15 protein-coding genes are annotated in these 17,267 nt (G+C 42.5%); 11 read left to right on the forward strand and 4 right to left on the reverse strand.

Going from position 1 to position 17,267, the window contains the following annotated elements:
• Positions 1-158: 158 nt before the first annotated feature.
• Complete coding sequence (locus tag ACYVRH_RS07890) at positions 159-401, reverse strand: hypothetical protein (RefSeq protein WP_461256373.1); 243 nt, start codon at positions 399-401, stop codon at positions 159-161.
• Positions 402-583: 182 nt separating this feature from the next.
• Here ACYVRH_RS07890 and ACYVRH_RS07895 point away from each other — a divergent pair, with 182 nt between their 5' ends.
• Complete coding sequence (locus ACYVRH_RS07895) at positions 584-2,602, forward strand: adenylate/guanylate cyclase domain-containing protein (protein ID WP_461256374.1); 2,019 nt, start codon at positions 584-586, stop codon at positions 2,600-2,602.
• Positions 2,603-2,613: 11 nt separating this feature from the next.
• Here the strand turns inward: ACYVRH_RS07895 and ACYVRH_RS07900 are convergent, their stop codons facing one another.
• Entirely contained in the window at positions 2,614-2,937 is a 324-nt protein-coding gene (locus ACYVRH_RS07900; RefSeq protein ID WP_461256375.1) for a helix-turn-helix domain-containing protein, read from the reverse strand.
• A 164-nt stretch (positions 2,938-3,101) separates the two neighbouring features.
• Here ACYVRH_RS07900 and ACYVRH_RS07905 point away from each other — a divergent pair, with 164 nt between their 5' ends.
• Complete coding sequence (locus ACYVRH_RS07905; RefSeq protein WP_461256376.1) at positions 3,102-5,567, forward strand: coiled-coil domain-containing protein; 2,466 nt, start codon at positions 3,102-3,104, stop codon at positions 5,565-5,567.
• 47 nt (positions 5,568-5,614) lie between these two features.
• Here ACYVRH_RS07905 and ACYVRH_RS07910 read toward each other — a convergent pair whose 3' ends face one another.
• Positions 5,615-6,262 carry a CPBP family intramembrane glutamic endopeptidase gene (locus tag ACYVRH_RS07910; protein ID WP_461256377.1) on the reverse strand — a complete coding sequence of 216 codons (648 nt, stop codon included), beginning with the start codon at positions 6,260-6,262 and terminating at the stop codon, positions 5,615-5,617.
• A gap of 63 nt (positions 6,263-6,325) precedes the next feature.
• Here ACYVRH_RS07910 and ACYVRH_RS07915 point away from each other — a divergent pair, with 63 nt between their 5' ends.
• Genes ACYVRH_RS07915 through ACYVRH_RS07950 form a run of 8 tightly spaced genes read left to right on the forward strand, consistent with a single transcriptional unit; the run spans position 6,326 to position 13,589 of the window.
• Positions 6,326-7,411 carry a PilZ domain-containing protein gene (locus ACYVRH_RS07915; RefSeq protein WP_461256378.1) on the forward strand — a complete coding sequence of 362 codons (1,086 nt, stop codon included), beginning with the start codon at positions 6,326-6,328 and terminating at the stop codon, positions 7,409-7,411.
• Positions 7,404-8,381, forward strand: coding sequence for a HEAT repeat domain-containing protein (locus ACYVRH_RS07920; RefSeq protein WP_461256379.1), 978 nt, complete (start codon positions 7,404-7,406; stop codon positions 8,379-8,381). Before ACYVRH_RS07915 ends, ACYVRH_RS07920 begins: the two co-directional genes overlap by 8 nt.
• Entirely contained in the window at positions 8,375-9,859 is a 1,485-nt protein-coding gene (locus ACYVRH_RS07925; protein ID WP_461256380.1) for a ComEC/Rec2 family competence protein, read from the forward strand. Before ACYVRH_RS07920 ends, ACYVRH_RS07925 begins: the two co-directional genes overlap by 7 nt.
• Positions 9,856-10,722: a 16S rRNA (adenine(1518)-N(6)/adenine(1519)-N(6))-dimethyltransferase RsmA gene (gene rsmA / locus ACYVRH_RS07930; RefSeq protein ID WP_461256381.1), complete on the forward strand. Its 867-nt coding sequence runs from the start codon at positions 9,856-9,858 to the stop codon at positions 10,720-10,722. Before ACYVRH_RS07925 ends, rsmA begins: the two co-directional genes overlap by 4 nt.
• A 7-nt stretch (positions 10,723-10,729) precedes the next feature.
• A complete protein-coding gene (locus ACYVRH_RS07935) occupies positions 10,730-11,413 on the forward strand; it encodes a YggS family pyridoxal phosphate-dependent enzyme (protein ID WP_461256382.1) in 684 nt (227 codons plus the stop codon).
• A gap of 28 nt (positions 11,414-11,441) precedes the next feature.
• On the forward strand, positions 11,442-11,954 hold the full coding sequence (locus ACYVRH_RS07940) for a hypothetical protein (protein WP_461256383.1): 513 nt from the start codon (positions 11,442-11,444) through the stop codon (positions 11,952-11,954).
• Positions 11,954-12,889 (forward strand): RluA family pseudouridine synthase, encoded by a 936-nt coding sequence (locus ACYVRH_RS07945; protein WP_461256384.1) that lies wholly within the window; start codon positions 11,954-11,956, stop codon positions 12,887-12,889. The genes ACYVRH_RS07940 and ACYVRH_RS07945 overlap by 1 nt, the downstream gene beginning before the upstream one ends.
• Positions 12,882-13,589, forward strand: a complete 708-nt coding sequence (locus ACYVRH_RS07950; RefSeq protein WP_461256385.1) for a pseudouridine synthase — start codon at positions 12,882-12,884, stop codon at positions 13,587-13,589. The genes ACYVRH_RS07945 and ACYVRH_RS07950 overlap by 8 nt, the downstream gene beginning before the upstream one ends.
• Positions 13,590-13,607: 18 nt before the next feature.
• On the opposite strand, the gene ACYVRH_RS07955 is transcribed toward ACYVRH_RS07950, so the two are convergent.
• Positions 13,608-13,880 (reverse strand): Fis family transcriptional regulator, encoded by a 273-nt coding sequence (locus tag ACYVRH_RS07955; RefSeq protein WP_461256386.1) that lies wholly within the window; start codon positions 13,878-13,880, stop codon positions 13,608-13,610.
• Positions 13,881-14,402: 522 nt separating this feature from the next.
• Between ACYVRH_RS07955 and ACYVRH_RS07960 the strand changes: the two genes are divergently transcribed.
• Entirely contained in the window at positions 14,403-16,760 is a 2,358-nt protein-coding gene (locus ACYVRH_RS07960; protein WP_461256387.1) for a leucine-rich repeat protein, read from the forward strand.
• Positions 16,761-17,267 lie beyond the last annotated feature (507 nt).

The following is a 17,267-nucleotide window of genomic DNA, read 5'->3' on the forward strand; positions in this document are numbered from 1 at the left end:
GGGGCAGACTATGCACGCCGCTTAAGGCGTGTAGCTGAACAAACCCCAATCGCCCCGGCGCCGAACAGCTTATCCCAGATGAACAAACTGAGGCGAGCTTTAGCTCGCCGTCCGCGCCGCGGTCAAAGCGAGGTATGTTACACTTTTTAGAAATGTTATTAATCGCCATAAAACCCCTCACTTGCAGAAAGCACGCCGCTTAAGGCGTGTAGCTGAACAAACCCCAATCGCCCCGGCGCCGTGCTAAAAAAGCCGTAGGCTTTTTTAGCTTGGAGTTTTGCGCCGTATAAGAGCAGGGACAGAGCTTTATTTATGTCCGATTGGCGCAAAACTCCAGACTTGGTTGCGCCGCGGTCAAAGCGAGGTATGTGACACTTTTTAGAAATGTTATTAATCGCCATTAAAACCCTTCACTTGCAACAGTACGCACAAAGCGTTTTTTTGTAATCATTGCATTTTGCGTCATTTTATGTATTTTATTATAATCCTTCGGTCTTTGTCAAGAATTTGGAGGGTTCAATATTGATAAATTTTCCGCTAAAATCCGCTATTTTATGTCTAAAAATAGCACGATAATAATAATATGAGCTTAATATACAAGCGGTACCCATTAACTAGGGTACGATTCTCCATTGGCGCAAAATTAATTGTCATTATTTCGCTTATTGTGGTTGTTTCCCTCGGTTCCATTACCGCTCTTTTTGCATGGTTGGGTCGTACAAATATAAGGAAAACCGCACAAGAGAATAATTTTGAAATAAACCGCCGGTCGGCGATAGAAGCGGAAACTCTGCTGACAAATATTCAATCAAATTCACGGGTGCTAATTCAAAACATCAACATTTTAGGTTCTCAGGACTCAACCATAAAGGAATCGATGGATTTCTTTTTTACTGAAAATCAGCAGATTGCGGCTGTTTTCTTTGTCATTCCCGGCAGAAAGGAACAGCTTTTAATAAACAGGCCGTTTTTTACTTCGCGTCAAATTGATGAAGCTCTGGTTCCTTCGTTCTTTGACGGCAATAGGGCGGCGTTGGGACGGGCTGTCATGGGGGAAACTGTTCTTCAGAACGCGGCCCCTCATTTTTCAAAGGCTGTTTTGGGGTTGTTTTATCCGTGGCAGGGCGGCGGAGTAGCGGCGGTTCTTTTCTCCAGTGAGGAGCTAAATAAAAACTTAGGTTACGGGGCAAATAACTCCTATATGCTTAACACCGATGGCGATATTCTTTCTTATGCCGATTTTGCAGTCGTTGAAGAAAAAACAAACATAAAAAATTTAGATTTTATCCGCGCTATTCTTGACAGTTCTGAACACAACAAACAGGAGATCATGGAGACTGACTTTGGATTTATACAGCCTACGGCCAATAATGTAAATGATGCTTATCTTGGGACATTTGGACCTGTTTTGGAAAAAATAAAATCCACGATGAAACTTGTTATTGATAAATCGGCGGAAATATTTAAGAAATACGATATTTTAAAAGCCAAAGCTAAAGCCAAAACCAAAGTCAAAGAAAAAAAGACGCGGCAATTTGTGGCATATACAAAATTAAATTCCGTAAACGCGGTTGTAATAACAAGCGTTGAATACAACAAAGTATTTGAAAGTATTAACGCCGCCATAATGAGCAATATTTGTCTTGCAATTGCAGTATTAATCATATCAATTATTTTAATATGGTTTTTCTCCAGAACAATTTCCATCCCGCTTAGAGCGTTGGCAGTCGCGGCAAACAAAATTGAATATGGAAACTTTGATCAAAAATTACATTCCAAAGCCAGCGATGAAATTGGCGCTTTAACCTATAATTTTGGAAAAATGTTATCGGCTTTGAATGTTTTTGGCAGTTTTTCAAATAAAGAAATTGCCGTAAAAGCGATAAGCGGCGAAATAAAACCCGGCGGCTTGTCAAAACATGGCACTGTTTTATTTACTGACATTCGTGATTTTACGACAAGGTATGAAAACTTTATCAGATTTTTTGGCGCGGAAGCTTCCGATAAAATTGTTTTATGGCTAAATGAATATTTTACGCAAATGGCTGACTGCGTAAAAAAAACCGGCGGCACTTTAGATAAATTTATAGGAAGCGCCGTAATGTCTCATTGGGGCACGGCGTTTTCGGCGGGCAGTCCGCGCAAGGACGCTTTTAATTGCATAAAAGCGGCTCTTATGATGCGTAAGGTTCTTTTTTATATGAATAGGGAACGCAAAGCGGGAGACGTTTCCAATCCGTTAATCAGTATCGGGTGCGGGATTAGTTCAGGCGTTGTTTCGGCGGGACAGATTGGCGGCGATACGCGGCTGGAATATACGGTATTAGGCGATCCCGTCAATCTGGCGTTACGCGTTGAAGCCTTTACTAAACCGTTTGGCGCGGACATTCTTATTTCCGAAGATACATGGAAACTTGTCGGGGATAAATTTATCACCGAGGAAATGCCCTCTGTGCCAGTTAAGGGAAAAACAAAATCCGCGCGGACTTTCGCCATTGTCAATTTTGCCGGCGATATTAAAGGGCCTCAGTCGCTGGAGGAAGTGCGTTCCCTTTTAGGAATTGATCCGCCCGATCTTGATAAAGCGGACGTGAACGCATAAAAACAGTTTCTTTATATATTATTATCTTGCCTAATATCGCCCTTAATACCTTCCATAGCTTTGATAAGGTGTTTTTCAGTTATCCTATCAAATTTATTTAGTACATCATCATCATATATTTTTTCATTATCTTTACAAAAAAAATGAGCTGCCGATATAGCAAGATTGTCAGACAGTTTTTCAAGAAGATCAGCAGAAACAAAAGTCAAACCTCTTTCGATTTTACTAAGATGCATAACCGATATTTCTACCTTTTCTGATAGTTGTTCTTGTGATAAATGTTGTTTTTTTCGGTAATGCTTCAAATTTAGTCCAAAAGACGTTTTTATGTCCATTAGCCAATTTTAAGAAGCTTTTGCGGTAAAACAATAGCATAAAAGGCTTATATTAGAGGCTTTATTATGATAATATAGTAATATAATGATTATTTTTACTTGACAGATTAGCATAAAATGGTAAACAATAAGCCTGTCAAGGTGTCTATTTAAGGAGGTTTAAGGTGGAAAGGCTTTTTTTACAGAAAGGAATTTGCGTAGTTTTAATATTGTCCATTTTAGGTTGCGTTGGGAGTGGAACGCCGCAACAAAGTAATACCCCAATACCTTCACAACAGATTCAGCAGAAACAGGCACAACTCCCCGTGTCGGCAACGTCCACTTCCCCCTATTTTAATGGGGACGGCAGAAAAGACATGAGCCTTGCAATCCTTGTGCCGGAAAGCCAGGACATAGACAAAGATCATGCATATTTACCCTCCCTGATTCAGGGCTATTTAGTGGCTAATATATCCAAATATTCGGCAATAAAGGTGCTTGACCGTGTCGCTCTTGATAAAGTCATCTCTGAGACTCTTAATCCCGTTTATAAGGACAACCTTGATATTGTCCGCCTTGGACATATAACCCAGACCGGATACATAATGACAGGAACCATAATCAAGAAATCTTACGACTATGCGTTGACAATTAATGTAACCGATACCACGCCCAACCCCCAAACAAAAGCATATTCCGGTAATTACACAATTTCCCAGCTTGAAGATCAAACCGCAATCCAGCTTGCTTCAAAGGACCTGCTTACCCAAATGGGCGTGAAGTTATCCGATATGGCAATTGCCGAGTTAAGCACAACGAATCAACGGGCCATTACCGCGCAGACCGTGCTTGCAAAGGGCATCACCGCGCAACGGCAAGGTTTTGAGATTGAGGCGTTAAGCTACTATTTTCAAGCCGCCAAATTTGACCCGTCCTTACCGGAAGCGGCAAACCGCTCTGAAGTATTAGCCGCAAATGTTTCCAGTGGGCATATCGGCGATGATATGCGCAACCTAGTTCAGTGGCGAAAAGACTGGATAGCGCGGATTGCGGAAACTGAACAGTATGTTAAAAACTATAATGATTATTATTATAAATACTATACCGATTACTATAATAATTTTTATAAGGAGTATAACGCCAGTTGGGACTCTTTAGTCAGTCAGGAGAACGCTATACTCAATCAGCGGGGTACGTTTATCAATAACCTTCCCGCGCCTCCTTATACCCTGTATTACGCTGTAGATATGCGCCCTTCCGGCGTTATTGATTACAGAACAGAAACCACAAGTTTCACCGGCATCAAGGTGCTCCTGCGCGGCGGCTCCGCCGAATGGAAGCGGTCAATAGAAAAGGCGGTACAGGAGTTGATTGCCTCGGAGCGGGAAATGCGGAAGGCTGAACAGGATTTGCAGGAGAAGATAGCGGAGGTGCAGCGGACGGTTCGGACTGAACAGGCGGCCATAGAAGCGGCGATGCGGGAAGTCGTGCGGACGGTCAATGACGGGCTGAACGCTACCGGAAGACGGGAGGAATGGCAATTGAAGCCTTTGAATGCAGGGCTGACGAACGCGCAGTTTAACCCCAGTCTTTTGAAAACGGCGAAACCGGATGTGCTCCCGATAAATAAAACAGGAACCCCGTCCTTTTCCGTTAACGTCCAACTCGTGAACAGCAAGAATAAGGTGATCGGCGCGAGTACCTTCACGATAAGCGGTACATATTCAATCACTAATAACGGAGCTTCGGTTTCCGATGACGCACGGAGTGCTGCGGGTTTTGCGAATGTCAACGTGAATGACGTAACCGACAACCTGACCATACGGATCGCCAGCGTGAACGGGATACCCGCTGAGAACACATCCAGAAGCGGGGGTCTGCAGATACAGGCAGTCAACGCGGCTGAGTGGGACTCTGCGCCATGGGATTATACAATACAAAAGGGGAAGATTATCCAATACATGGGCAAAGGTGGCAGTGTTACTATTCCCCGCATTATTTGGGGCGAGACGGTTACTTCTATTGGAGATAATGCGTTTGCCAACAGCCAACTGACCAGCATAACCATCGGAGCAAATATAATATTAGGTTCTCCAGCTATCGGCTCACGTTTTGAAGACTTCTACAATCACAATGGTAAACTGGCGGGAACCTATATAAGACGCGATAGTAACAGCAGTACATGGGGCAAGAATAGGGAAGAACTAGATTTTAGTTTCGATCCTGCTACGGGAACAATTACAGACTATACCGGTAATACCGAAAATATGTCACCCGTAAAGATAACGATACCGGAAACCATATGCGGAATACCGGTTACCGCCATTGGGATAGGCGTGTTTCACTTAAAAGAAATAAAATCTGTCATTTGGCAGAATGGTGATAATAGTGGTCATAAACCAGGAGAAACATTTGTAGTAATAAAAATTGGCAAAGGCATTAAAGTTAATAAATCGGCGTTTACTGGCCCTAATTTTGGCGCATGCTATTTAGGGCATGGGCGCAAGGCAGGAACTTATTCCTATTTATATACATCTAACATACCCTTTAAAATTTTACTTTGTAATACTACATTTATTATTGGGATAATTATATCCATTTTTATACCGGATGGACAATGGACATGGCAATATACGCCAGGTTATAATTGATATCGAATCACGAACAACGAATATGATTCACGACAATTTTTAAGGCATTAATTAACTAGCGCGTTAATAATATAAATTGAAATATTATACAGGGCATGGGCGATGGCGATGCCGTGAAGTGAATAGTACCGTAAAAAAATAAAGCCAAGAATCGTGCCGGAAATTACCGCGTTCATAAAACCCCAAGGCCCCTCGTAGATGTGGCAAACAGAAAACAAAACTACGGAAAGTAACAATGCCGATGTGGCGTTTAAATTTAATTCTTCCCTTTTGGTTAAAAGATAATAACGGAAATAACTCTCCTCAAGGTAAGCCGCAAGAATGCAGGTGATGGAAAGAACAATCCATTCAATAACAGAAGAAGGAGATTGAAGCGTTATTTGAGACGTATATCCGCCAATATATACGCCTGTAAAAGTAACGGTTAGACCGATAATTAATAGGCACGGTAATGTGATAACAAAGGATACAATGTCTTTTTTACCCGGTTTAACAGCCCATAATTCTATCTTCCGCGCCTTATATATCAAATACCAGATTAAGGCTAACGAAGGGATTAAAAAGGTAAAAATATTTACAAGTCCCGCTGTTACGGAAAAATTCGTAACCGCGGCTTCTCTATTCGTAAATATAAAGGCAGATCCGGGGAAAAAAAGGAGAATATAAAGGATAAGCGCCTCTATATATATACCCATAATTTTATTTCTGTATTATAATAGAATTAGGAAAAAAAATCATGTTTAAATGAGGGTAAAACATTGATTCCGTTTCTGATACTAATCGCTTTAGTTCTCGCCGGTGTCGTATTTGTAACGAATTCAAGCGGGGAAAAAAAGGGAAGCTGGATTCAATTTTACGCTAAAGGAAAAGAAGCCGGTTTTTCAATCAAAGACATGGAACAGTTAAGGCGTCTTGTATCCACTTGTCAAATCAACGACCCCGTGAGCATTTTCAGGTCAAGGTCGCAATTTGAAAAAGTAATCCGCTCTATGGTCAATACCCTGCACTCGTCCGGAGAGTACAACGATCAGACGATACAGTATTTTCTTTCAAAACTTTTTGATTACTATAATGATATAGAGATGCAGACTGCCGAAGATAAAACCCGAATTACAAGTTCCCGCCAGATTACCGAAGGTCAGGCATTAAGGGTTTTAGTGCCGGGAACCGGCGTATATAAATCCGAGGTTGTAAAAAATTCAGGCAATTATCTTGCTATTTCGCGTCCGACAAATGCAAAATCATCCTCTAACATGGAATGGCTGGGGCTTAAATTATCAGTTTATTTCTGGCGTGAAGATGACGCGGGATATGTCTTTGACTCCGAAGTAATTGACGAAGTTTTTTCCAAAGGCATTTCCTCATTAAAAATTGACCAGAACGATTCGCTTTTTAGAACGCAAAAAAGAAAATCCATGCGCGTTAAATTCCGCAAACCGGCGTTTCTGTATCTTGTCAACGATGTTGATAATCCGCATAGGCTGGAAAAAGCGGCTGGGTTAAAAGTAATGCTGGAAGATATTTCCGATACAGGATGCGCGTTCAGGGTAATGGGGCAGGTTTCTACCGGAATGCGCTTTAAGGCGCAATTCCTGCTTAATAAGATTCCTGTCTGCGTGCCGGGAACGGTGCGTTCCGTAGATTATGATAAGGAAAAAAATATTTCAGTTGTGCACATGGAAGCGGACACTCTTCCGATTGGAACAAGAAATTTTATTCTATGCGAAGTTTTTAATCTGCTTCCCGAAGATGATGAAGAAGAACTGCCGTTCCGCGTGCTGGAAGAAGAAGCCGACGCAGTTTCCAAACAGACAGATCAAGTTGTGGAGGAGAAGAATGAATAAAAAAGTATTTATTATTTTTCTGTTTGTGTTTTCCGCATCGTTAATTTACGGCGATTTGCAGGACGAAGAAATTGTTGATGTATCCGAGGTCAAAGACCCTTCTTCTCTTTGGAAACTTTTTCTGGATAACCCAGATTCAACAACAGGAGTTGATATACTTATTAAGTTGGGTACTTTAGGGAAAGGAAACAAGAGTATTATCGACAACCTTAACAGTTACCTTATGGGAAAAACTCTTTTATTCAAATCAGGAGAATCCGTAAATTATACGTTGGTTTCGGCGTGTATTTCCGCAATTATGGATTTGGGAGACAGTTCTTCTTATCCCGCTCTTTTTTCAGTCTTTTATGTCGGATATCCGGAAGTAATTGCTTCCGAAGCTCAAGGCGCGTTAGAGGTAATTCCCGGAAACCTGTACCAATTCCTTGTAAATGTAATATATTATAATTCACCCGAAGAAAAATTTGCCGCTTTCAGAATAGGGGCAAACAGCGACAAGTTGAATGTACCACAACAGGGGCAGATTGCCGAACTTGCGCTTGAACAGGGACTAAACGCGGATGATGAAAATATCGATATGGCTATTATGCGTTATTCCGCAGTTTTATTGCTTACGCAGCTTAGGTGGACGCGCGCCAACGCTCTTGCGATAAAACACTATTACCGCGTGCAGACTGACTATCTTCAAAATGCGGTTCCAAAAGAAAGGTATATCGAAGCGATTGCCTGTCTTGGCGCGGTTGGAAATTCAGACGCGACTTCCATACTTGGCTTGCAACTTGGGCTTATTAATGCTAGAATGGAAAGAACAGGATCATTTGACGCGGAAATAACCCTAGCGGTTGTTCAAGCGCTTGGGAATATCGGTTTTAATGCGGCATTTGATCAATTATTATATGTTGGTAATTTATCGTACCCGGAAGAGATTCAAGCTGCGGCAAGGGAGGCGATTGATCGCCTTAAATGGTAATCAAATTTCTTAAACGTCTTCCTGTTTCTCCCGTTTTATGTACCGCCCTTGGAGCGGTTATCGGTTTTTATATTTTATTTCACGCAGTATTACCCGTAACCGTTACCGTTTTATTGTTCTTTATCGCTGTATTCAATTTTTTGATGGTTCTTTCCTCTCTTGATACGCAATCTCGCGCATTAAAGCTGTACTCCCTCTGCGCCGCAGTCTTGGCGGTTGGGACTGTCATTGGTATTTGCGCGGCGAGCGCAGGGCAAAATAAAACTGTATTCGGTCTTCCTGAAGCGCAAATAACCGGCATTGAAGGCGTGTTACTCGAAGACCCCAGAATTATTTCCGGCGGAAAAGCAATTGTTACAGTATCATTGCGCAAATGCGCCGCTGGAAGCGCATCGCGCGCAATAGGCAGCGGAGAAATTACCGTTTTCTTTTCTCAGGAGAGCGCGGAAAAATTAAAACATTTCGGAAGGGGGACGGTAGTTTTTGCCGAGGGCCCTCTGCGTTCAAGTGAGCGCGGCAATTCAGGGCGGAGCTGGTCTGTCAGCGCGAAATCGTTGCATGTTGTAGAACCGCCGCCACCGATAGAGCGGATGCGCACGGGTATCAGATTAAATTTGATTAAACGTTTTAGCGGGAAACCCTGGGGTGGGCTTGCGCTTGCCCTGCTTTTGGGAATAAAAGACAATCTTGATACTGAACTGGCTGTAATGTACAGAAATTCAGGACTGTCTTACATATTGGCTTTGTCGGGAATGCATCTTGCGATACTTGCCGCGTTAATAACTTTCCTTTTTAAAAAACCGCTTGGTCTAAAAGCATCCGCTATCTGCGGCGCGGCTATTATTTTACTTTATTGTTTTTTGGTAGGTTCAATGCCAAGCCTTAACCGCGCCGCAATGATGTACATTCTTGGAGTGTTAGCGGTAATTGGGGCTTTGCCTAGAAAGCCAATGTCAATTTTATCGCTTTCATTTATTATTCAAATTATTGTTACGCCGTCAGCGGGAAACAGTATTTCTTTTATTCTTTCGTATTTAGCGCTTGTCGGCATTTTAATAATTGGCAAGCCTCTTTCTTCCCTGTTTGCCGGCAAAGCCCCTGACATTTTGTTACAGCCCCTTGCAATGTCATGCGGCGCGTTTTTGGCGACAGCCGGCGTTTGCGGTTCTGTCTTTGGAATTCTTGCGCCCATTGGAATTATAACGGGGCTTGTGATGGTTCCTCTTACAACCGTCTTTATGATCGGTTCGATAATCTGGCTTGTTCTTGATTTTATTTCGCTCTCCGCCTTTCTAAATTGGCCGTTATCCGTCTTGTACAGGTTAATGGAAATAATCGCATCAGTTTCCGCAAAAGTTCCCGGCATTTCAAAAGGCGCGGTATTGATTATTATTCTCTCTCTTTTCCTCTCTATTTTAATCATCGCTTTTGAACACAGACGGCGTTTATCACTGTTAAGACCGGAACCGTTTTTATGACAATTAATTATAACTCCGCCGCCGCCTTACGCGCCTTTCTTGATCAGGAAAAGCTTGGGATGCGGAAAAAATTCGGGCAAAATTTTTTAATAAATCCCGAAACAAGAAAGGCGCTTGTGCAGTCGTTAGGTGCTCAAAGCGGGGATGAGGTTTGGGAAATTGGTCCCGGTCTTGGCGCAATGACTGCTCTGCTTCTTGAGACTGGGCTAAAAGTAAAAGCGTTTGAAATCGACTTAGGATTTATCCGTATTTTAAAAAATATTTTTTCAGAGAATAAAAATTTTACCCTCGTTGAAGGCGACGTAATGAAAACATGGCAGTCTCAATCTAGCGCTCCGTTTCTTTTTGGGAATCTTCCGTACAATGTCGCGTCTGCATTGTTAGCCGACTTAATTGAAAACGGCTGTATTTTTTCGCGCATGGTTATTACCGTTCAAAAAGAGGTAGCCCTGCGCATGACTGCAACGGCGGGGAAACCCGACTATTCTTCATTCTCAGTGTTGTGCGCGTCAGCCTATAAAGTTAAACCGTTAATGACGATCCGCCCATCGTCTTTTTATCCCCAGCCGAATGTTGACAGCATGGCGGTTCTTCTTGAAAAAAAAGCCGCTCAAAAGTACCCCGCTGTTTTTTATCCTCTGGTGCGGGCATTGTTCGCGTCTAGGCGCAAGACTATTAAAAACAACCTTGTAACGTTTCTTTCTTCCCGCTTTGGAGGCTCACTGCAAAATAAATCGGCAGTACAGGAACTATGCGCCTCAGTTTTACAAAACAACTCGCTTAACGGTACAGAACGCGCCGAAAGTCTTGAATTAGGGTTGTTTTTATCTCTTGCATTATCCATTGATAATATGCGATTATAGATAAGAGATGTCAGTTGCCGGAAATATAGAAAAACTTGAGGAGCGGATACAAAAAGCGTGTGATTCAGTCCGCAGAAAACGGGACGAGATTACGCTGATGGGCGTGTCGAAATTTGTGCCTGTTGAACTGATAGACGAAGCGTACCGTCACGGTATTCGCTGTTTTGGAGAAAGCAGGGTAAAGGACGCAGAGGAAAAATTAAACGCGTTTAAAAGCGAACATACCGACGCGCAGATACATTTAATCGGTTCTTTACAGCGTAACAAGGCGAAACAGGCGGCTCTTTTTTTTGACTGTATTCAATCGGCGGACAGGGACGAGATTATAACAGAGCTTGCAAAACATTCGCCCCAACGGAAAGAGCCGCTTGAAATAATGCTTGAACTGCATACGGGAGAGGAAACAAAGAGCGGGTTTCAAAGCATAGACGCGCTTTTTAATGCGGCGGAATTGGTTTTGGGAAGCCCAAAGTTAAAACTTACGGGGCTTATGACTATGGCGCCCTTTACAACGGATACCGCGTTAATTCGTTCTTCTTTTAAACAGCTTGTAAAGGCTAAGGACGGTATTGAAAAGCGTTTTCCGGGTAACGCGCTTTGCCTTTCTATGGGGATGTCAAATGATTTTGAAATAGCCATAGAAGAAGGAGCAACGTTGCTTAGAATAGGCAGCGCGATTTTTAAAGATTAATAAAAGGACAATGAAGCGGATATTTTTTTTGATAGTTTTATTTTCCCTTCTGTTTGGCTCCGTGTATCAGGCGCAGGCTCAAAGTTTAAGCACGACTAAACCGACGGAATCTACCCTTAATTTACCGCAGTGGGTAAAAGATTTACGGCGTTGGGATATAATTACTTTCGGAGTGTTTCCGTTCTCCATGTTTTTTGTTACAACTGTGATTGACATAATCCGCTGGAATGACGCGAATAACCTTGACTTTTCAGAAGAAGGGCGGCGTTATGCGCCATGGCCATTAAAATCGGCAGGTGCGGTTGAGATGACAAACGACGAGTATGCAAGGACTATTTTACTTTCTGTTGGGGTTTCGGCGGTAATTGCCTGTGTTGATTTGTTCATTATAATCACAAAAAGGAATAATGAACGCCGCCGTATTGAAAGTCTGCCTTCAGGATCGATTGAAATTAATAAGACACCCTATGGAACTCAGGAGGCTGATGATTCCGCAGGCGCGCAAGAAAACGCCAATCAAAATAAAACCGGCGAAAAATAATGCCATGCCTTTCCCATACAATTAAAGAACAATTTCCCCAACCTGTCAGGCTTGACCGTTATGTGTCAGAAACTTTACGCCTTCTCTCCCGTTCGCAGATTAAGGCAAGGTCTTTAACCGCAAAAATAAACGGAAAAGACGTAAAAAATTCCCGCATTGTAAAACAGGGAGACATTCTTGAATTGCGCTGGCAGGATTCCCCGCCCATACATATTATTCCGCAAGACATCCCACTTGAAATAATTTATGAAGATGAGAATTGCATTGTTGTAAACAAAGCGCAGGGAATGGTAGTTCACCCCGGAGCCGGTAACAGGCAGGACACCCTTGCCAACGCCTTGTACTTTAGAAGATTGAACAAGAGCGGCAAAGCATTTGACGTGGATACAAACAATGTGCGTCCCGGCATTGTCCACCGTCTTGATAAAGACACGTCGGGAGTGATTATCGCGGCTTTTAATGAAGAGGCGCACGAGTTTCTTGCTCGGCAGTTTAAGGCGCGTAAAACGCGAAAAACTTACATAGCGATTGTTCAAGGTGCGCCGAAAGAAATTAATGGGCGCATAGAAACTTATATTGCAAGAGACCCAAAAGATCGCAAAAAGTTTACTGTTTCAGCTAACGGAAGAAACGCCGTAACTTATTACAAAGTGGTTAATTCATGGCGTAGTCATTCGCTCCTTCTTCTGCGTCCGCGCACAGGTCGCACACATCAATTGCGGGTTCATCTGCGCCACATTGGCTGCCCCATTCTTGGAGACCCGATTTACGGAAGCGCGGATAAATTATTCCCCGACGCAAGCCTTATGCTGCACTCAAAGAGCCTAGCGATTGTTTTACCGAATGAAACACAGGAAAGAGTTTTTTCATCGCAAATCCCGCAGCGGTTTACAGAAGTAATTGAAAAACTTGACAGGATGAATACAAATGGATAGCCCATACATTCTTGAAGAAACAGAAAATTTTGCCGTTGTTTTTAAACCGCCAAAAATGCACTGCGCCCCGGTCGGCGCAAAACCGCAAAAAGCCGCCACGCTCCTTGAGTGGTACTCTGCTAAATCCGTATGTTTTGACATCATGCACCGCCTGGATTTTGAAACTCACGGGCTTGTATTATTTGCTAAAAATAAAAAGAGTTACGACTCTTTTAAAACTTCGCAGGACAACGGTGAGTTTGTAAAAGAATACTCCGCCGTCTGCACAAAAACCGATGTCGCTGTCCAACTAAAAGCAAAAGGATTTCCCGAATATTCAATCGGCACACCTCAACCTCCGTTTGTAATAGAAAGTTATTTTCGCCCCTTTGGCCCCGGCAGAAAACTTGTCCGCCCTGTAATTGAAGACGGAAAAAAACACAAGGAAATCGCCAAAGACAAAGGCGGTTTTTATAAAACGGAAATTACAAGTATTAACGGCAATATTTTTACCGCGAGAATAAAGCGCGGTTTTCGCCACCAGATACGCTGTCATCTCTGCTGGATAGGTTTCCCAATTCAAAACGACCCGTTGTATTCGTACTTTGCCGGGGAGGGAATTTTACAGGGAGGGAACCTTGCTTTGAGGGCGTATTCGCTGGTTTTTGATGATCCTGTGAATGGGGAAAGGCGGGAGTATCGGATTGCGGGGCTTGGATAGAAGAAATTTTTTAAATACTCAACTTAAAGAAATTGTTAGCTTTTTACCTAGCACATGGGCAAAACGTTCAAGAGAATCAATTGAAGTGTTAAAAGCAGGATCTAAAATATTATCTACCGCAACTCTGGACGTTTTCATTTTTTTTGCGATAAAACTTTTTGTAAGTTTTTGTTCTTGCATAGCTTTTTCTAATTGATAAGTAATAAGTTTTTTTACGGCTAATTCATTAACTTCATCATATATGCCCTGTTCTTTCAAAAAATCATTAAAATCTTGACCAATACCCTTCATATATTCCTAGAACTACACAAATGTTCCCCTCCCAAGGATATTATAAGTGTACATTATATTATGCAGCTTGTCAAGAGAATTTTTTATTTTTTTTTACAATTGTAAATCTATTTCTTCTTCGTAATTTGAATAGAAGTATTTTTTTAAATACTCAACTCAAAGAAATTGTTAGCTTTTTACCTAGCACATTCTTCTTCAGTGGTGTTAGATATGTATAAAATAAACGACCGTTTAAATTTAGCATTTTAATTTATTATAGAAAACATAAATATTTTATTAATAATATCAAAAACATCATTTTTTGTCAATAAAAATATTATAAAATACAATGTTTTATTAAATACAACCATAAATTCTTATTAATAAATCATTTATTTTCCTTACTTCAATAAAGAAAATCTCCTTAAATTATGCAAAATAAACGGTCGTTTTTCTTATGTAGGTGAGCAATGAAAAGCGCCGGTTTATTAAAACGGGGACATTCACGGTTGCGTGATAAAGAAATAAAGGAGGGATAAAAAAATGAAAAAAGGAAATAGCGTAGCGGTTGTGCGCCTATCGGCGCTTTGCCTTGCGGCTCTGGCGGTTTTCTGCTTGCTGTGTACTTGTGCGCCACCGACAGAAGGCGGTGAAGGGGACGCTTCGGTTACCATAACCATCGGTAGTGGAAACAGGGCGGCGCTGACTTTGGGTGAGCAAACAATCGACACTGCGCAACTTGACCACACTATAACGATGACAAACGGCTCGGGCGCAAACGTGGAAAAGACAGGCGTAAGGGTGGGGCAATCGGTTCAATTTACCGTTACGCCGGGACATTGGAATATTACCGTGTTGGCGTACTTTGACGGGACGCTCGTGGCGAAAGGTTCGGAATCCGTGGACTTAAAGCCGGGGCGTAACGGCTCCGTTCCGATAAAAATGACGCAAGTGGGCGTAACGCCGGCAATCGAGACTTATGAAATAATCATGCTGACTAACAACGACGACTACGGCACGGCAACGGCAGAGCCGAACCCCGCTCCCGAAGGCGAAACGGTATATATTCATGCTAATTCCTACGATGGCTATAGGTTTGATACATGGGAAGTTATAAGTGGCGATGTAACGCTTTCAGAACCTCAAAAAAGCCACACTGAATTCACCATGCCGTCAAACTCAGTAACGATAATGGCTAATTTTAAAGAAGTGCCGCCCGACACGCCTAACCTTGAAATACAAGATGATGCGATATTCGAAGATGTTACATACGGTTATCTCCAACCTGATGCTATGACTGTTTCAATACACAACAGCGGTACTTACACTGCGATTGTATCAAGCATAGAACTTAGTGGGACAAATGCGGCTTTGTTTACCCTTGTCAAGAGTTTACCATTAACCATTGAGGCAGGGGCAAGCTCGGATTTCAGCGTACAGCCTCAGCGTGGACTTAGCGAGGGAACCTACACCGCTAAGATCACCGCAACTTATTCAGGCGGCGTTGTAAACAGCGACAAGGCGGAAGCAGAAGTGAGCTTTAAAGTACACCCTGCACCTATCTCTTTCTACGAAATTACCCTTACCATTCCTGTAGAAGATAAAACCCCTGCTAAAGCAATTACCGCAACTGATCAATACAGCGGAAGCGTAACATGGAATATTGAAGATACAACCTTTAAGGGAGGAACCGAATACACCGCAACCATACAATTGAATATAAACGCTAACTACACTCTGACAGGAGTAGGGACAAACTCCTTCAAGGTAACGGGAGCGACATCGACAACTTACACCGCAGGTAGCGACATTGTTACGGCGGTATTCCCGAAAGCAGCCTTTTCCTCCATTGCCTCTTTAAGCACATGGCTTGACGGACAAGGTACCAACGAACCCATTACCGCATATAACATTAAGTTGAACGTGGACAGTTTCGGCGGCAATGCCAGCATCAGCGGAAGCCTCGGATATGTGCTGATACGAAACAATACCAAATACGTCAACCTTGACCTTTCCAGCAGTACCATGACAGAAATTCCAGAGCTTGCTTTTTTTGATGATGTGGATTATGAAGGCTGCAACACGCTTGTCGGCATAACCATTCCGAACAGCGTTACCAGTATTGGGGAGGCGGCTTTTGCTAATTGCATCCGCCTTACCAACGTAACCTTTACCCCCACCGGCAGAGTTACCAGCATTGGGAATGAGGCTTTTGCAGAGTGCATCAGCCTTGCCAGCATAACCATACCCGCCAGCGTTGAAAGCATTGGTGATATGGCTTTTTACGGTTGCACTAAACTTGCCGACATAACCTTTACCCCCACCAGCAAAGTTACCAGCATTGGGGCGTGGGGTTTTTACGGTTGCACCAGCCTTACCGGCATAACCATACCCACCAGCGTTAACAGTATTGGGAATGATGCTTTTACCGATTGCTCCAGCCTTGCCGCAATAACTGTTGACACTGGTAATACCGCTTACAGTTCACAAGGCGGCATATTGTATAACAATGATAAAACCGCCATCGTATTGGTTCCCATAAAAATAACTGGAGCTATTACCATACCCAACAGCGTTGAGAGCATTGAGTTTGGCGCTTTTTCAAGTCGTGCCGGACTTACCAGCGTAACCATAGGAAACGGCGTTGACAACATTGGAAATGGCGCTTTTTCTTACTGCACCAGCCTTGCCGACATAACCTTTACCCCCACCAGCAAAGTTACCAGCATTGGGGATAGCGCTTTTGCCAATTGCACCAACCTTGACAGCATAACCATACCGAACAGTGTTACCAGAGTTCGTACCCCATTACTCCCTATTGCTCTAATTCTATACCAGATAAGAAATTATGTCAATACTTATTACTCTCTATTACTCCCTATTACCCCCTGTTACTATTAAAAATTGATGTCATAATTGATAACATATTAAATGATTTCACTTAACGCTTTCATCAAATCGACATTTTATAATATTTGCGCCCTGCCAAAAAACACCCCCAAATATAGCATAATTAAGCCATTAGTGCCGTTACAAACCATTTTTTACTTTTTTTTAACTTTTACCCTCTTAAAACCTCTTATATCAAATAAATGTCGCATAACGCTAAACTGATTTCCCACAAGAAATAGAACCGCCTACGGCGGTAGGGCTGCGCCCTACAAGAATACGAAAGTAAGAACACCCGACTAAATAAATTAGTTCGCTAATACCCCCTCAATTTTTCGCATACTACCCACCTATCATAGCTCGTGAAAGCCTGATAAAAAGCGACCCACCCACCCGTATGCGAAAAATTGAGGGGGTAATTTATCAGTATCTTTAATAAGGTCAAAAAAAGTAGTTCCGCTTCGCTCCACTACTTTTTTTTTCAAATCATTAAAGCCTGTATCTCGCAAAATGTCGCAT

Source organism: Treponema sp. R80B11-R83G3 (assembly GCF_054786115.1).

Bases quoted from the DNA above. Each gene is read 5' to 3' on its own strand.
- ACYVRH_RS07910 (WP_461256377.1), bottom strand. From the start codon at position 6,262: ATGGGTATATATATAGAGGCGCTTATCCTTTATATTCTCCTTTTTTTC.
- ACYVRH_RS07900 (WP_461256375.1), bottom strand. From the start codon at position 2,937: ATGGACATAAAAACGTCTTTTGGACTAAATTTGAAGCATTACCGAAAA.
- ACYVRH_RS07950 (WP_461256385.1), top strand. From the start codon at position 12,882: ATGGATAGCCCATACATTCTTGAAGAAACAGAAAATTTTGCCGTTGTT.
- ACYVRH_RS07960 (WP_461256387.1), top strand. From the start codon at position 14,403: ATGAAAAAAGGAAATAGCGTAGCGGTTGTGCGCCTATCGGCGCTTTGC.
- ACYVRH_RS07920 (WP_461256379.1), top strand. From the start codon at position 7,404: ATGAATAAAAAAGTATTTATTATTTTTCTGTTTGTGTTTTCCGCATCG.
- rsmA (WP_461256381.1), top strand. From the start codon at position 9,856: ATGACAATTAATTATAACTCCGCCGCCGCCTTACGCGCCTTTCTTGAT.
- ACYVRH_RS07955 (WP_461256386.1), bottom strand. From the start codon at position 13,880: ATGAAGGGTATTGGTCAAGATTTTAATGATTTTTTGAAAGAACAGGGC.
- ACYVRH_RS07935 (WP_461256382.1), top strand. From the start codon at position 10,730: ATGTCAGTTGCCGGAAATATAGAAAAACTTGAGGAGCGGATACAAAAA.
- ACYVRH_RS07945 (WP_461256384.1), top strand. From the start codon at position 11,954: ATGCCATGCCTTTCCCATACAATTAAAGAACAATTTCCCCAACCTGTC.
- ACYVRH_RS07925 (WP_461256380.1), top strand. From the start codon at position 8,375: ATGGTAATCAAATTTCTTAAACGTCTTCCTGTTTCTCCCGTTTTATGT.
- ACYVRH_RS07895 (WP_461256374.1), top strand. From the start codon at position 584: ATGAGCTTAATATACAAGCGGTACCCATTAACTAGGGTACGATTCTCC.
- ACYVRH_RS07890 (WP_461256373.1), bottom strand. From the start codon at position 401: ATGGCGATTAATAACATTTCTAAAAAGTGTCACATACCTCGCTTTGAC.